Origin of the sequence: Rhodovastum atsumiense, from assembly GCF_937425535.1 — a bacterium.
In the GTDB taxonomy this organism is placed as follows: Bacteria; Pseudomonadota; Alphaproteobacteria; order Acetobacterales; family Acetobacteraceae; genus Rhodovastum; species Rhodovastum atsumiense.
On the sequence record NZ_OW485601.1, the window covers coordinates 3,937,999 to 3,954,659 of the forward strand.

Annotated in this window: 9 protein-coding genes; 2 read left to right on the forward strand and 7 right to left on the reverse strand. The window is 69.7% G+C overall.

The window, feature by feature from the left end:
• Window positions 1-10: 10 nt before the first annotated feature.
• Both NBY65_RS17950 and NBY65_RS17955 read right to left on the reverse strand, forming a co-directional pair.
• A complete protein-coding gene (locus tag NBY65_RS17950; protein ID WP_150043027.1) occupies window positions 11-805 on the reverse strand; it encodes an SDR family oxidoreductase in 795 nt (264 codons plus the stop codon).
• A gap of 273 nt (window positions 806-1,078) precedes the next feature.
• The gene (locus tag NBY65_RS17955; RefSeq protein ID WP_150043026.1) at window positions 1,079-1,573 is read right to left on the reverse strand and encodes a CBS domain-containing protein; all 495 of its coding nucleotides are present in this window, start codon (window positions 1,571-1,573) and stop codon (window positions 1,079-1,081) included.
• A gap of 218 nt (window positions 1,574-1,791) precedes the next feature.
• On the opposite strand from NBY65_RS17955, the gene NBY65_RS17960 reads away from it, so the two are divergent.
• On the forward strand, window positions 1,792-2,370 hold the full coding sequence (locus NBY65_RS17960) for a CGNR zinc finger domain-containing protein (protein ID WP_150043025.1): 579 nt from the start codon (window positions 1,792-1,794) through the stop codon (window positions 2,368-2,370).
• A gap of 254 nt (window positions 2,371-2,624) precedes the next feature.
• On the forward strand, window positions 2,625-3,476 hold the full coding sequence (locus NBY65_RS17965; protein WP_150043024.1) for an alpha/beta fold hydrolase: 852 nt from the start codon (window positions 2,625-2,627) through the stop codon (window positions 3,474-3,476).
• A gap of 55 nt (window positions 3,477-3,531) precedes the next feature.
• On the opposite strand, the gene NBY65_RS17970 is transcribed toward NBY65_RS17965, so the two are convergent.
• The 5 genes from NBY65_RS17970 to NBY65_RS17990 all read right to left on the reverse strand — a co-directional run bounded on the left by NBY65_RS17970 (window position 3,532) and on the right by NBY65_RS17990 (window position 16,555).
• The gene (locus tag NBY65_RS17970; protein ID WP_203330616.1) at window positions 3,532-4,101 is read right to left on the reverse strand and encodes a cytochrome b/b6 domain-containing protein; all 570 of its coding nucleotides are present in this window, start codon (window positions 4,099-4,101) and stop codon (window positions 3,532-3,534) included.
• A gap of 8 nt (window positions 4,102-4,109) precedes the next feature.
• Complete coding sequence (locus NBY65_RS17975) at window positions 4,110-4,397, reverse strand: PepSY domain-containing protein (protein WP_150043022.1); 288 nt, start codon at window positions 4,395-4,397, stop codon at window positions 4,110-4,112.
• A 240-nt stretch (window positions 4,398-4,637) separates the two neighbouring features.
• Window positions 4,638-8,123 (reverse strand): bifunctional diguanylate cyclase/phosphodiesterase, encoded by a 3,486-nt coding sequence (locus NBY65_RS17980; RefSeq protein ID WP_150041796.1) that lies wholly within the window; start codon window positions 8,121-8,123, stop codon window positions 4,638-4,640.
• A gap of 255 nt (window positions 8,124-8,378) precedes the next feature.
• Window positions 8,379-11,891 carry an EAL domain-containing protein gene (locus NBY65_RS17985; RefSeq protein ID WP_150041795.1) on the reverse strand — a complete coding sequence of 1,171 codons (3,513 nt, stop codon included), beginning with the start codon at window positions 11,889-11,891 and terminating at the stop codon, window positions 8,379-8,381.
• A 98-nt stretch (window positions 11,892-11,989) separates the two neighbouring features.
• Entirely contained in the window at window positions 11,990-16,555 is a 4,566-nt protein-coding gene (locus NBY65_RS17990) for an EAL domain-containing protein (protein ID WP_162530628.1), read from the reverse strand.
• Window positions 16,556-16,661 lie beyond the last annotated feature (106 nt).

Sequence of the window (16,661 nt, forward strand, 5' to 3'; positions counted from 1 at the left end):
CGGCGAAGCTTCATCTGGAGTTCTGCCGGCCGGGGGACGCCGCGGACCCGGCCAGCAATCCGCCGTCGATAGTCACCTCCGTGCCCGTCACGTAGGTTGCTTCGTCCGAGGCGAGCATGACCGCAATCGCCGCGACTTCCTCGGGCATGCCGAACCGCTGCAATGGGGTGTCGGCGACAAGGGCCCGCATCCTGGCCTCGCGATCGGGACCGGTGCCGAGCATTGGCTCCCAGATCCCGGTCAGGATGGCGGCGGGATGAATCGAGTTGCAGCGAATCTTCCAGCCCTTCTGCGCGCAATAGAGCGCAACCGACTTGGTGTGGTTGCGGATGGCGGCCTTGGACGAGGCGTAGGCGGCGGCAAGGGGAATGCCGACCAGCCCGGAGCGCGACGAGATGTTGATGATCGAGCCGGTGCCGCGTGCCTTCATGGCGCGGATTGCATAGCGGCAGCCGAGGAAGGTGCCGTCGAGGTTGACCCTGTGGACCTCCCGCCAATTCGCGAGGCTGGCATGTTCGGGATCGTGGGCCACCGCGCCGCGTTCGAAGCCTGTCACGCCGGCATTGTTGACCACGACATCAACTGTCGGGACGCCGCCGGACAGGCGCAGCCAGTCGGTTTCTTCCCGCACGTCGAGCTTTTCGAACCGGCATCCGATCGCCGCGGCGGTGGCCGCACCGGCGACTTCGTCGAGATCGGTGACGATGACGATGGCGCCTTCGTCATGGAAGCGGGCGGCAATGGCGCGACCGATGCCGCGCGCGGCGCCGGTGATGACGCAGGTCTTGTCTTTCAATCTCTGCACGGTCGTCCTGACCCCAAGGTCCGGTTGGCGGATTCAGCGCTGGCACCGGATCATATCGCATCGGCGCCAGGCCGGCGATCCGGCCCATGAATCAGGCGGGTTAAGCCTTCCGCGAAGATCGTGTCCGCCGAGGTTCTCCGGGACGTCCACGGCAAGGTGGCCGCCGGAAAAACCGTCGACCTGTCAAAGCACATGCCAGCGACGGCACAGACGCAGATGTTCGCCGCCGCCGACTGACAGGGCAAATGTTATTTTAAAGAAATGAACTGATATTCAGCTCCTGGTGTAAGCCCCCGCGACATAGCCACACAGCGAGTTCACATCCGTTGCCTGTTTTGCAACCTTGGCGTTCAGCAGGTCACGGATACTGATCACCCCGAGCAGCCTGGCCTCGTCGATGACCGGCAGGTGCCGGAAGCGGCCTGCGTTCATCATCGCGGTGGCTTCGTCAACCGTGGTGGCCGGCGTGCATGTCCTGACCTCGCTGATCATGTGGCACTCGACGGCCGTTTCCAATACGGCCGGTCCATTGGCCGCGAGGACACGCATCACATCGCGCTCGCTGATGATGCCAATCATGCGGTCGCCTTCCATGACCAGCGCCACACCCACTTTCTGTCTGGCCAGGCCCTGGACCACCGTCCGGAGTTCGTCCTTCGGAGCGACGAGTACAACATTATTGGGTTTATTTTTCAGGATTGCAGCAATTGTCATTGCAACACTACCTTTGCTTCCAGGTCGAATACCACCGGCAGGCGCCATGGCCATTGGGTGGAACCCCGCGAAATAACTTTGAGCCACGACCAGGGGTCAACAAAGAAAAAACGCACAACCGTCCATTGGATGACGCTTGTCACCCGAATTCGGACAGGCCTTGCCCGAAGGCGTTCTCCCGAACCGGTGCCACAGGCGCAAACCGGCCTGGAAACCGTCACTTCCGGTGATGGCCATTGACAAAACCATATGAACCGGTTGATTAAGTTGCAATGAAGGCCCCGCAGGAATTCCGGTTTAATTCCGGCTGTCTGGCACTTGATCTTGTCGCGACGGTGCGGCGACGCGCGTCCTTGCCCCACGACGTGCTGGCTCCGCCGGGTGCGCCGGCGCGCTGGCTGCGGGATGCGGCGCTGCTGAACGACCTGTCCGCTCTGTCCGTGGCGCAGGAAGCGGGGGTGCGGCTGTTGCGCGAAACCATCTGGACCCTGGCCGACGCGGTGACACAGGGGCGCGCCCTGCCAGCGGAAGCGGTCGATTACCTCAATGCCGTCGCCGCCTGTCCGGTGCCTGTTCCCCAACTCGATGCGGCCTCGGCGACAATCCTGCGGATCGCCACCGATCCGGTCCAGGCGGCGCTGGCCACCATCGCCCAGGATGCCGTCGATCTGCTCGGGGGACCGCTGCGAACCCGGATCAAAGCCTGCTGCCAGCCGGATTGCCGGATGCTGTTTCTCGACACCTCGCCCAGCATGCGGCGGCGTTGGTGCTCGATGGACCGCTGCGGCAGCCGGGCCAAGGGCGGCGCGTTCCGCCAGCGCCTGAAAGAATCCCATCAACTACCTGAATAAGAACGGGAAATAGCAATCCCGCTCATCCCGGGAGCTTTGCCCTGCCTGTCCCGGCATCCGAAGCCGCGCCTCCGAACCGCCCCGGGCGGCGGCCCCGCCATGCCGGGGCTGCCGCCACCGGATTGTCCGGTCGTTTTACAAACCAGACAAACCGGTTTATATGGTTTGCACGGGCCGCGCGGCGGGTAGCGTCCGACGGTCCGATCCATAATGCAGAACCGCACCGGCTCCGGGACCGGGCCAAAGGGAGAGGCATGACGATCCAGGCGGAGGAAACCAGAACGATCGCGGTCGGTCCGCACCACCTGTCGGTGACGCGACGGGGCAGTGGCCCCTCGATCGTTCTGCTGCACGGCATTCCGACCAGCGCCTATCTGTGGCGCGAGGTGGTCCCGCCCCTGGTGTCGGCGGGGTTCGAAACCATCACCATCGACCTGCTCGGTTACGGCCGGTCGGACAAGCCGGAGGCGGCGGATCTGGGACTGGCGGCGCAGGCCGAACGGGTGGCCGGCGTTCTCGCCCGGCTGGACTGGCCGGGGGGAACCCTGATCGGCCACGACATCGGCGGTGGCGTGGCGCAGTTGATCGCCCTGCATCATCCCGATCTGGTCACCGCCCTGGTCCTGGTCGATTCCGTTCTCTACGATTCCTTTCCCGAACCCGGCATCGCCCGGCTGAAGGACCCGGCCTGGGACGCCATCCTCGGCGCGCCGGATTTCGATTTGAAGAAAGGTTTCGCCAAGGGCTTGCGGCGCGGTGTGGTGCAAGCCGACCGCGTCACCCCGGCGCTGATCGACGCCTACGAACGTCCGTTTGCTGGAATCGAGGGGCGGCGGGCCTATCTGCGCGCCGCCCGCGCCCTGCGCACCGAGGAACTGGCCTCGCGGATGGACGAGATCGAACGGCTTGATGTCCCGACCCTGATCGTGTGGGGCGAGGACGACGTGTTCCAGCCACTCCACTTCGGCCAGAGGCTGGCCAGGGCGATGCCTCGCGCCCGGCTCGCCATTCTCGACCAGGCGGGCCACTTTCTTCCCGAGGATGCCCCCGGGCGTCTGGTCCGCCGCATCCTCGATTTCCTGCAGGGCGGCTCCGTCGCAGCCTGAGCCGGTCCGCGCCCGCCTCTTCAGGTGGGCGCGGATGAAGGAACAGTCCTCAGGCTCAGGGCGTGCCTGCGCGCTTGCGGCCGGTGATCATTGACCATGTCAGGCTCTCGCCATGCGCGCGGCTGCTGAACAGGTTGCCGGCGACGTGCAGCACCACCAGCCCCAGCGCGAGATTCACCAGCAGCTCGTGCAGCGATTCCAGCCCGTGCAGGCCGCCATAGCTGTCGGTCATCAGCAGATGGCCGCTCAGGCAGATGCCGCCGAGCACCACCAGCAGCGCGACCACCATTGCCCCGCCGGCGGGGTTGTGGCCCAGGTGCCGCGGCGCCCGCCCCGCGCGCGAGAGCGCCAGATAGTCCAGCACTACCCGCGGCGGCTTGACGAAATCGGCGAAGCGGGCATGGCGCGGGCCGATGAAACCCCACAGCACGCGCAGCAGCAGCAGCGACAGGATGCCGTACCCCGCCACCAGATGCAGCAGCTCGGCATCGTCGCCGGTGGCATAGGCGAGCGCGAACAATCCCACCAGGCTCCAGTGGAAAACACGGACCAACGGGTCCCAGACCTCCACCTCCGGCGGGGGGGCCGGCAGCGGAGCGCTGCCGGCGGACGAGGTGCTGTCCATGGCTGTCATCACTTCGAGCCGAGAACGGCGCCGCTGGTGGGATCGACGAACAACTCGCCCTTCACGCCGTTCCTGTCGGTGACGTAGATCTCGCCGCAGGCTTTTTCGATCTTCACGCGACGAACCTGGTAGCCCTGCGCCTCTGCCTTCGCCTGCAGCTCCGCGGCGCTCAGGTAGGTGTTCTCCGGCGCCGTGGTGCAGGGGCGGCCGAAGCTGCTGGCATGCGCGCCCGCGGCCCCCAGCGCGACGATGCCGGCCCCGGCGACGGTGGCGAGGATTTTGACGATGCGGCTCATGGGATCTCTCCTGTTTCAGACAGGCGACAGACTGGCGCAACCGCGCTGACGCCACGCTGTGCGGAGATGTCAGCGAATTGTCAGGTGTTGGGGCGTTGCCCCAAGCCCCACCAGGAGGCTTCGCCTCCTGGACCTCCACCAAGGGCTTCGCCCTTGGAACCCATTCCTTGCCGCGCAGCGCACCCGGGGTGCAGGGGCCTTGTGGCCCCTGCCGGGTCCAGGGCAGAGCCCTGGCCTTCCTTACTGTCGCGCCAGCAACCCCATGATCTCCGCCGCCGGCAACGGATGGCTGAACAGGTTCCCCTGTGCCTCGCCGCAGCCATCCTCGCACAGTGTCTGCAATTGCGCTTCCGTCTCCACGCCTTCGGCGGTGGTGACCACGCTGAGCGCGCTGCACATGTCGGTGACGGCGCGGACGATGGCGTGGCTCTGGCGGGACTGTTCCAGCTCGCGGGTGAAGCTGCGGTCGATCTTGACCTTGTCGAAGGGGAAGCGCCGCAGGTAGCTCAGCGACGAGGTGCCGGTGCCGAAATCGTCCATGACGATGCGCACGCCCAGTGATTTCAGCCGGTGCAGCCGGGCCAGTGTCGCCCCGGTGTCGTGCAGCATCACCGCCTCGGTGATTTCCAGTTCCAGCCGCGCCGGATCGAGCCCGGAGCGGTCCAGCGCCGCGGCGATGACATCCACCAGCCCGCGATGGGCGAACTGCGTGGGCGAGAGGTTCACCGCCACCCGCAGCCGGCCCGGCCAGCCGGCGGCATCGGCGCAGGCGCGCGCCAGCACCCATTCGCCGATCGGGACGATCAGCCCGATCTCCTCGGCCAGCGGCATGAAGGCGGCGGGCAGCACGAGGCCGCGCTCCGGATGCTGCCAGCGCAGCAGCGCTTCCAGCCCGCTGATCCGGCGCGAGGCCAGGTCGATGACCGGCTGGTAGAACAGCTCGAAGCCGCCGGTCAGCAGGGCCCGGCGCAGGTCGAGTTCCAGGGTGCGGCGGCGCTGCATGCGCGCGTCCATGTCGGGTTCGAAGAAGCGCCAGCAGCCGCGCCCCTCGGCCTTGGCGCGATACAGCGCGAGGTCGGCCGCCTTGACCAGCCGGTCGGCGGTGCAGCCGTCGGCGGGGGCCAGCGCGATGCCGATGCTGCTGCCGATGACCACCTGGTGGTCGTCCAGCTCGAAGGGGATGCCGAGCCGCTCGACCAGCCGGTAGGCGAGGGTGGTCGCGGATTGCGGCTGGTCCACGACCGACTGGATCACCGCGAACTCGTCGCCGCCCAGCCGCGCCAGCGTGTCGGTCTCGCGCAGCTCCGTCCGCAGCCGCGCGGTGACGGCGCGCAGCAGCGCGTCGCCCACCGGATGGCCGAGCGTGTCGTTGACTTCCTTGAAGCGGTCCAGGTCGATCAGCAGCACCGCGAAGCCCTCGCCGCGCTGCGCGCGCGCCAGCGCTTCTTCCAGCCGCTCGTGGAACAGCGCCCGGTTGGGCAGGCCGGTCAGCGGGTCGTGGCGGGCGAGATGGGCGATATGCGCCTCCGCCTCGCGCCGCTCGGTGACGTCGATGATCACGCCGAGCGCGCCGAGCGGCTGCCACTCGGCGCCGTATTCCCAGCGGGAGCGGGTTTCGAAATGGCGCAGGCTGCCGTCGGAGAGGCGGCGGATGCGGAAGGTCGCGGTGGTGGTGCTGGCGCGCAACGCCAGGGCGGCGTGGAGATGGGCCCGGATGGTCTCCAGGTCTTCGGGCAGGATCGGACCCCACCATTGCGCGACCGTCAGCGGTGCCTCTCCGGCGGGCAGGCCGATCATGGCCCGCGCCTCCGGGCTGCAATGGACCTGGCCGGTGACGTAGTCGTGGCGGAAGCTGCCGATATGGCCGATTTCCAGGCTCAGGCGCAGCAATGCCTCGGCCTCGCGGCTGTCGGTGACGTCGATCACCGCGCCGATGTCGCTCACCGGGCGTCCGTTCGCGTCGTAGCTGAAATGGGTGCGCAGCTCGATGTGGCGCAGCTTGCCGTCGGCGGGATGGCGGATGCGATAGCCGAGGGTCAGGTTCGGCTGCCGTCGGGACATGGCATCGGCGATGGCGGCCAGCACGCGCCGGCGATCCACCGGCAGCAGGGTCCCAAGCCAGCTCCGCAGCGAGACCGGCGTCTCGTCCACCGGCAGCCCGTGCAGGGCCCGCACCCCGGCGTCGCAGGAAATGTCGCCGCTGGCCATGTCATGGGTGTAGGTGCCGATCCGGCTGGTCTCCATGCCCAGGCGGAGCAGCGCCTCGCTGGCGCGCACCCGCTCGGTGGCGGCGCGCAGCGCGGTGATGTCCTGCACGATGCCGATATGGCGCAGCGGCTGGCCGTCCGGGCCGCGGGCGGAAACGCCGACGCTGAGCCGTCCCCACACCACCGTCCCGTCCGGGCGGAGATAGCGCAGCTCCGCTTCGAAGCGGTCGCTGTTGCCCTGGGCGCTGCGCCGCAGCTCCATGATCCGGGCGCGGTCCGCCGGATGCATGACGTCGAAGGGCGTCATGCCGTGGCACAGCTCGGCCTCGGTGCGGCCGGTCAGCTCGCAGTAGCGGCGGTTGACCCGCAGGAACCGGACGGTGGCGGTATCGACCTCGGTCAGTCCCGCCATGCTGTTGGCGAAGACGGCATCCAGCGCGGTGCGGTATTCCAGGGCGCGGGCGGCACGCTCGCGCTCGCGGGCCCGCGCCAGCCGGTTGGCCAGCAGCACCGCCCCCAGCGTGAGCGCCTCCAGCAGCAGCACGCCCGTGCCGAAGTGCCAGGCATCGCGGCGCCAGGGGGCCAGCACCTCCTCGGTGCCGCGGGTCGCCACCAGCACCAGCGGGAAATCCGAGGCGACCCGCACCCCGATGACGCGCTCCACCCCGTCGAGCATGCTGTGTTCCCGCAGGGCACCGCTCGGCCCGGCTGCCAGCACGCGGCGGAACGTCGGGGTCTCGCCGAAGGGCACGCCGACGACGTGTTCCATCCAGGGATGGCGCGCGAGCAGCACGCCGTCGCGGCGATGCAGCGCCACCGTGCTTTGCGGGCCCAGCGTCAGCCGGGCGAAGAAATCCTCGAAGAAGCCGAGGTCGATGGCGGCGGCGACCACGCCGAGGAAGGTGCCGTCGGTGGCGATGACCCGGCGGGAGAGATAGACGGTCCAGCGCCCGTCGATCTGGCTGCGCACCGGGCCGGTCAGGATGCCGTCCGGTCCGGGCTGGTCGCGCGCGGCGTCGAAGGGCGGTTGTCCCGCCATGATGACATCCGGGGCGGGCCACATCATGGAACTGCCGACCAGCCGGCCGGTGGCGTCGATCAGCAGCAGTCGCCGCACCCGCGGCAGCGCCGCGATGCGCGCGCGCAGCATCTCCTGCGTGGCGCGGGAGGCGAGCTGGTCGTGGAATTCCCGCGGCGTGTTGATGCCCTCGGCGGCCATCCAGGCGAGGATTTCGGTTTCAAGCCGGTCGATGGTGTGGAAGCTGTCCTCCACCCAGTTGCCCAGCGCCAGCGCCAGGTTCCGCATCTCGCGCTCGGTGTCGTGCAGCAGTGCCTGGCGCTGCTGCACGAGGTAGAGGCCGGTGCCCAGCGCGATGACCAGGCCGAGCGCCCCGCCGATCAGGGCGCGCCACAGCCCCCTGCGGGCGCTGCCACGCCGCACCCGGCGGATCAGGCCGCGCAGGAGATCGCGCCAGGTCAATTGCGGCATTGGCGGCGCGGGTGGGCGGGGCCGGTCCATGCATCATCCTCCCGCCTCGGCGCGGAGCACGGGCGGGGGGCATCCGATGTGGCTGTGGAGGCGCCCGGGACCACTCCTTCCGCCTGCCGCATCGCCACGACCGGGGACGGCGCGCGCCTCAGGGAATGCTGGAAAATTCTTAACCTTCAATCATCTTGAAGCACTCCGTTTCGCATATGAGTGCAACCGGGCGCAAGGATCCTGGCACGGCAAACCGAAATATTCTGTTACAGGAATCTGGGCCGGGTGGTTGGCTCAGGGGCCGGCGGGGTGGTCCGTGGTGGCCAGATGCCGCAACAGGGCGGGGACATCCCTGGCCGGGCAGGGGCCGGCGAACAGATGGCCCTGCATCTCGTCGCAGCCTTCCCGGGCCAGCGCCTGCAACTGGTCCTCGGTTTCCACTCCCTCGGCGGTGGCGGTCATGCCGAGCCCGGCGCACAGCCCGGTGACGGCGCGGATGACGGCCAGCGCGTTGCCCGCGTGCGGCTGTCCGACGCTGCCGGTCAGGTGGCGGTCGATCTTCACCCGGTCGAAGGTGAAGCGCTGCAGGCAGGTCAGCAGCGAGTGGCCGGTGCCGAAATCGTCCATGGCAACGCGCACGCCCAGGCCCTTCAGCCGCTGCAGCGTGGCCAGCGTCGCCTCGGTCCCCTGCAGCATCACCGCCTCGGTGATCTCCAGTTCCAGCCGCGCCGGATCGAGCCCGGAATGCTGCAGTGCCGTGGCGACGGCCTCGACCAGCCCGCGATGCGCGAACTGCGCCGGCGAGAGGTTCACCGACACCTTCAGGGCATCGGCCCAGGTGGTGGCCCAGGTGGCGGCCCAGGCGGCGGCATCATCGCAGGCCCGTGCCAGCACCCATTCTCCGATCGGGACGATCAGGCCGATTTCCTCGGCCAGCGGCAGGAAGCTGTCCGGCAGGGTCGGCCCGTGCCCGGGGCGGTGCCAGCGCAGCAGCGCCTCCAGCCCGTTGATGCGGCGGGAGCGGGCATCGACGATGGGTTGGTAGAGCAGCTCGAATTCACCCTTGGCCACCGCCCGGCGCAGGTCGGTCTCCAGGGCGCGGCGGCGCTGCATGCGCGCGTCCATTTCGGGCTCGAAGAAGCGCCAGCAACTGCGCCCCTCTTCCTTGGCGCGATACAGCGCCATGTCCGCCCCCCGGAACAATTGCTCGCGTTCGGTTGCGTCGCCGGGGGCGAGGGCGATGCCGATGCTGGTGCTGATGCAGACCTGGTGGCCCTCCAGCGTGAACGGCGTGCCGAGCACCTCGACCATCCGCCGGGCCAGCGTGGTCGCGTCCTGCGGCTGGTCCACCGCCGACTGGATCACCGCGAACTCGTCGCCGCCGAGCCGGGCCAGCGTGTCGGTCTCGCGCAGCTCCGCCTGCAGCCGGGCGGTCACCGCGCGCAGCAGCGCGTCGCCCATCGGGTGGCCGAGCGTGTCGTTGATCTCCTTGAAGCGGTCGAGGTCGACCAGCAGCAGGGCGAACCCGGCATGGCGCCGGGCCCGCGCCAGCGCCTCGTCCAGCCGCTCGCGGAACAGCACCCGGTTGGGCAGGCCGGTCAGGGCGTCGTGGCACGCCATGTGCGCGATATGCGCCGCCGCCTCGTGCTGCTCGGTCACGTCGATGAAGACGCCATGCATGCTGTCCAGTTGTCCGTCGGGGCCGAACTCGGCGCGCACCCTGGCCTCGAAATGGCGCAGGCGGCCGTCGCCGGGATGGCGGACCCGGAAGGTATCGCTGCCCTCCGCCAGTTGCACCTGCTCGCCCCGCGCGATGTTGGCGCGCAGGCGCGCGATCTCCTCGGGCAGGAAATTGGCGAACCAGTCCTGCTCCGCGATGGGCCCGTCGCCGGGGGGCAGGCCGATCATGGCCCGCAGCTCCGGCCCGCACTGCACCAGGCCGGTAGTGAAGTCGTGGCGGAAGCTGCCGATGCGGCCGGCCGCGAGGCACAGCCGCAGCAGCGCTTCCGCCTCACGGCTGGCGGTGACGTCGATGATCGCGCCGCGATCGACCACCGGCCGCCCGTCGGCATCGAATTCGAAATGGGTGCGGACCTCGATATGCCGTATCGTTCCGTCCACCGGGTGGCGGATGCGATAGGCCAGGGTCATCTCCGGGCACTGCCGGGCCAGCCCGTCGGCGATCATCGCCTCCACTGTCCTGCGGTCCGCCGGCAGCATCCTGGCGAGCCAGGCCTCGGTGGTGAGCGGGCCGTTGGTCGCCGGGGCCTCGTGCAGCGCCCGTGCCTCCGGCCCGCAGGTGATTTCACCGGTGACGAGATCGCGCGTGTAGGTGGCGATCCGGCTGATCCGCATGCACAGGCGCAGCCGCTCCGCGGTGGCGCGCAACTCGGTGATGTCCTGCACCACGGCAAGGGCACGCATCGGCCGGCCCCGCTGGTCGCGGGCGGAGACGGCGACGCTGATGCGGCCCCACACCACCGTGCCGTCGGGCCGCAGGTAACGCAGTTCCGTGTCCCAGTGACCGTTCTCGTCCATCGCCGCACGCCAGTCCCCGGTGATCTTCCGGCGGTCCTGTGGATGCACGATGTCGTGCACGGTGAGTCCGTGGCACAGTTCGGCCTCGGTGCGGCCGGTGGTCTCACAGTAGCGGCGGTTGACGCGCAGGAAGCGCCCCGAGGGGATCTCCACTTCACTCAGTGCGGCCGTGCCGTTGGCGAAGGCGGCCTCGATCGCCGCCGCGTATTCGCGCAGGCGGGCAGTCCGCGCCCGGGCCATGCGCCGCGCGAGCAGCACGCCGCCCAGGATCATTCCTTCCACCAGCACCAGTGCCGGGCCGATGCGCCCGGCCAGCCGGTGCCAGGGCGCGAGCACCTCGCTGTCGGCGCGCCCCACCACGACGAACAGGGGATACCCTTCCACCGCCTGCACCCCCGCGACACGTTCCTGGCCGTCCACCGGGCTGCGGCCGTGCAGGGAACCGCCCGGCCCGGCGGACAGGATCCGTTGCAGCTCCGGGGTCGGCTCGAAGCGGCTGCCGGTCGGGCCCGGCCTGGGATGGCGCGCGAGCAGCACGCCGTCGCGGCGGCTGAACAGGATCGAGCTTTGCGGGCCGAGGGCGATGGCGTCCAACAGGCGATCGAAATAGGCGAGGTCGATGCTGGCGGCGACGACGCCGAGAAAGCTGCCGTCCGATGCGCGGATCGGGCGGGAGAGGTGGATGACCATCCGTCCGTCGCTCAGGGCTGGTACCGGGACGCCGAGGAAATGGTCGCGGCCGGGATCGTCGCGCAGCCGATCGAAATACTCGCGCCCCGCCGCATGGAGCGACGGGGGCGGCCAGGCCGCGGTGCCGTTGATGTAACGGCCCTCGGCATCGACGAGGAAGAGGGTGCGCACGCGCGGCTGGCCGGCGATGCGGGCGGCCAGGTTCTCGTAGGCCGGATGTCCGGACAGCCTGGCGCGGAATTGCTCCGGGGTGTCGATGCCCTGGGCGGCGATCCAGTCCGCGGTCGCGGTTTCCAGCACTTCGATCGCGTGGAAGTCGGCTTCCAGCCATCTGGCGAGCAGCAGGGAAACGTTCTGCGTCTCGCGCCGCGCGTCCTGCAGGCCGTGTTCCCGCTCCTGCGCGAGATACACCCCGGTCACGACGGCCAGGCCGATCCCCAGCACCGCGCCGACGAGCACGGGCCAGGGCGTCCCCCCGTCACCCGCAGGCTCCGGGGAGCAGGCAGCGCGCAACCGGTCCAGACCTTTCAGCAACCAACCGGCCAGCGGGCCGGGCCGGATCATGTCAGGAGATCGCATCGGTTTCGCCGGGGATATACTTGAACGATCGTTCCGCCCCTGAAAGAACCAACCAAATTACCGAAAGAGCACGCCTATTATCAGGAGCCTTTGGTTGATTACCATATTTCCTTCGGAAATTTCGAGCGGCCGCCGAGGCCGTCCGTGCCCGCCAGATCCCGCAGCAAAGCGGGGATGTCCCCGGCCGGGCAGGGCCTGGCGAACAGGTGGCCCTGCATCTCCTCGCAGCCTTCCCGGGCCAGCGCCTGCAGCTGGTCCTCGGTCTCCACGCCCTCGGCGGTCGCGGTCATGCCGAGCCCGGCGCACAGCCCGGTGGCGGCGCGGATGACGGCCAGCGCGTTGTCCGCGCGTGGCTGTCCGAGGCCGTCGGTCAGCCGGCGGTCGATCTTCAGCCGGTCGAAGGCGAAGCGCCGCAGGCAGGTCAGCAGCGAGCGCCCGGTGCCGAAATCGTCCATGGCGATGCGCACACCCAGCTCCCGCAGCCGTTGCAGCGTGGCCAGCGTCGCCTCGGTTTCCTGCAGCATCACCGTCTCGGTGATTTCCAGCTCCAGCCGTGCCGGATCGAGGCCGGATCGTTCCAGGGCGGCGGCGACGGCATCGACCAGCCCGCGATGCGCGAACTGCGCCGGCGAGAGGTTCACCGCTACCTTCGGGGCATCGGGGCAGGTGGCGGCCCAGGCGGCCGCATCGGCGCAGGCCCGCGCCAGCACCCAGTCCCCGATCGGGACGATCAGGCCGATTTCCTCGGCCAGCGGCAGGAAGCTGTCCGGCTGGGCCAGCCCGTGGCCGGGGCGATGCCAGCGCAGCAGCGCCTCCACCCCGCCGACCCGGCGCGCGCGCACGTCGACGATGGGTTGGTAGAGCAGTTCGAATTCACCCCGCGCCACCGCCCGGCGCAGGTCGGTCTCCAGGGCGCGGCGGCGCTGCATGCGCGCATCCATCTCGGGCTCGAAGAAGCGCCAGCAGTTGCGCCCCTCTTCCTTGGCGCGATACAGCGCCATGTCCGCCCCCTTGAACAGCTGCTCGTGCTCGGCTCCGTCGCCGGGGGCAAGGGCGATGCCGATGCTGGTGCCGATGCAGACCTGCTGGCCCTCCAGCGTGAATGGCGTGCCGAGCACCTCGACCATGCGCCGGGCCAGCGTGGTCGCGTCCTGCGGCTGGTGCACGCCCGCCTGGATCACCGCGAACTCATCGCCGCCGAGCCGGGCCAGCGTGTCGGTTTCGCGCAGTTCGGCGCGCAGCCGGGCGGTCACCTCGCGCAGCAGCGCGTCGCCGGCGGGGTGGCCGAGCGTGTCGTTGACCTCCTTGAAGCGGTCGAGGTCGATCAGCAGCAGGGCGAAGCCCGTCTCGCGCCGGGCCCGCGCCAGCGCCTCGTCCAGCCGCTCGCGGAACAGCACCCGGTTGGGCAGGCCGGTCAGCGCGTCGTGGCGCGCCATGTGCGCGATATGCACTTCCGCCTCGCGCTGCTCGGTCACGTCGATGAACACGCCGAGCACGCCAAGCAGCCGGCCATCGGCGTCGTAATCCCGGTGCACCCGCGCCTCGAGGTGACGTATCCGGCCATCGGCGGGCGGACGGACGCGGAAGATCGCGTTGCCCTCCATCAGCCGGAGTTCAACGGCCTTCCCGAGCTCCGTGCGCAGGCGCGCGCTGTCCTCTTCGATGAAACAGGCGAGCCAGTCCCGTTCGGGAACCGGATCATGGCCGGGGGGCAGGCCGACCATGGCCCGGGTTTGCGGGTCGCAATCGACCAGCCCGGTGGTGAAGTTGCGGCGGAAGCTGCCGATGCGGCCGACCGCGAGGCTCATGCGCAGGAGTTCCGCCGCCTCGCGCTGCTCCGTCACGTCGATGACGACGCCGAGCGTGCTGAGCGGCTGTCCCGCGCCGTCGTACTCCCAGCGGGTGCGGGCCTCGAAATGACGCAGGCTGCCGTCGGTCAGGCGACGGATGCGGTAGAGCACCACGCTTTCGGGGGCCTGCCTCGCCACGATTCCGGCGATGTGGGCCTTGAGCATGTCAAGGTCGCCGGGCTGGAGCGCGGCCCACCATTGCCCGATCGTGAGCGGGGTCTCGTCCGCCGGCAGGCCGTACATGGCCCGCACCTCCGGGCTGCACTGCACCAGTCCGGTGGTGAAGTCATGGCGGAAGCTGCCGATGCGGCCGACCGCGAGGCTCATGCGCAGGAGTTCCGCCGCCTCGCGCTGCTCGGTCACGTCGATGAAGACGCCATGTACGCTGTCCGTCTTTCCGTCCGGGCCGTAGTCGACGTGCACCCTGGTCTCGAAATGGCGCAGGCGGCCGTCGCCGGGATGGCGGAGCCGGAAGGTGTCGACGCTCTCCGGCAGTTGCAGCCGCTCGCTTTGCGCGATGTGGACGCGCAGGCGCGCGAGTTCCTCGGGCAGGAAATTGGCGAACCAGTCCTGCTCCGTGATCGGCCCGTCGCCGGGGGGCAGGCCGATCATGGTCCGCATCTCCGGCCCGCACTGCACCAGCCCGGTGGTGAAGTCGTGGCGGAAGCTGCCGATACGGCCGGCCTGCAGGCACAGCCGCAGCAGCGTCTCCGCCTCCCGGCTGGCGGTGACGTCGATGACCGCGCCGCGATCGACCACCGGCCGCCCCTCGGCATCGAATTCGAAATGGGTGCGGACCTCGATGTGCCGTACCCTCCCGTCCGCCGGATGGCGGATGCGATAGGCCAGTGTCATCTCCGGATATCGCCCGGTCATGGCGTCGTCGATCGCCGCCTGCACCTTCTTCCGGTCCACCGGCAGCAGCGTGGCCAGCCAGGTCCCGGTGGGAAGCGGGGCATCGTCCTCCGGCAGCCCGTGCAACGCCCGCGCCTCCGGCCCGGCCCAGATCTCCCCGGTGACGAGATCGCGCGTGTACGTGCCGATCCGGCTGATCTGCATGCACAGGCGCAGGCGTTCCGCGGCCTTGTGGCTTTCGGTGATGTCGATCACCACGCCGGTCGAGCGCAACGGCCGGCCGGTGGCGTCGTATTCATACCGCGTGCGTGCCTCCAGGTGCCGCACCGTGCCGTCCACCGGATGGCGAACGCGGTACTGGAACGCGGCCTGTGGCAGGCGTTTCGCCGTGGCCTCGCTGATCTGGGCGCGCAGGCGATCCTGGTCCTCGGGCAGCAGCGTGGCGAGCCAGGCCGCGTCTGGCACGACGGCGTCCCCGGCCGGCAGGCCGTGCAAGGCCCGCATCTCGGCCCCGCATTCGTACACGCCGGCCACGATGTCGCGCCGGTAGGTGCCGATATGGCCGATCTGCATGCACAGGTGCAGCAGCGATTCGCTGGCCCGCAACCGCTCCGAGGTTGCCCGCAGCTCGGTGATGTCCTGCACCACGGCGAGGCCGCGGGTCGGACGGCCCTGTTCGTCGCGGGCGGAGACGGCGAGGCTGAGCCGGCCCCACACCACCGCGCCGTCCGGGCGCAGGTAGCGCACTTCCGCGTCCCAGCTGCCGTTTCCGTCCAGCGCCGCGCGCCAGTCCCGGCTGATCTTCGGGCGGTCCTCCGGATGCACGACGTCGGCCGGGGTGAGGTCCCGGCGCAACTCGGCCTCGGTGCGGCCGCTGATCTCGCAGTAGCGGCGGTTGACGCGCAGGAAGCGTCCCGAGGGGATCTCCACTTCGCTCAGCGCCGCGGTGCCGTTGGCGAAGACGGCATCAAGCGCCGCCGCGTATTCGCGCAGGCGCGCATCCCGCGCCCGCGCCCGCGCCCGGGTCAGGCGCTGCGCCAGCAGGACGCCACCCAGGATCATGCCTTCCATCAGCAACAGGCTCATGCCGAGCTGTTGGGCCTGCCGGTGCCAGGGCACCAGCGCCGCGTCGGTTGTGCGCGTCACCGTGACCAGCAGGGGATAGCCTGCCACGGCCCGGACGGTGGCGATGCGTTCGATGCCATCCACCGGGCCGTGGCGCTGCAGGGTCACGCCCGGCCCACCCGGAACGAGCCGCTGGACCGGCTCGCTCAGATCGAAGCGGGCGTTGACGATCGACTCCAGCTTCGGATGACGGGCGAGCAGCGTGCCGTCGCGGCGGAACAGCGTGATCGAGCTGCCCGGGCCAAGGGCGAGGTCACCGAAGAGATCCTCGAAATAGGCAAGGTCGATGCTGGCGGCGACGGCGCCAAGGAAGCTGCCGTCCGGGGCATTGATCCGGCGGGCGAGGTAGACGGCCCACTGGCCGCCGTTCAGGCCGCGCATCGGGGGGGAGAGGACACGCGCGTGGCCAGGATCGTTGCGCAGCGGGTCGAAATACGCGCGCCCCGTCACGTTGAACGACGGGGGCGGCCAGGACCTGGAATCGGCGATGATCCCGCCCTCGGCATCGACGAGGAAAAGACTGCGCACGCGCGACAGGGCGGCGGTGCGCGCGACCAGGTCGGCATGGACCGCGAGCCCGCCCATCCTGGCCCGCAATGCCTCCGGGGTGTCGATGCCCTGGCTGCCGATCCAGTCCGCGGTGGCGTCTTCGAGGACCTCGACCGAGCGGAGTCCGGCCTCCACCCACTTGGTGAGGATCAGGGAAATGTTCTCCGTCTCGCGCCCGGCGTCCTGCAATGCCTCTTCCCGCTCCCGCGCGAGATACGCCCAGGTGGCGACGGCGAGGCCGAGGCCCAGCGCCGCGCCGATGAGCACGGGCCAGGATGCCGCCACTCCGCCCGCCTGCTGCCGGAGCAGAAGGCGGCACGCGGCGCGCAGCCCAGCCAGGGCTTTCCGTAGGAAATCAGGGAAATGGCCGGACCGGATCATGTCGGGAAAC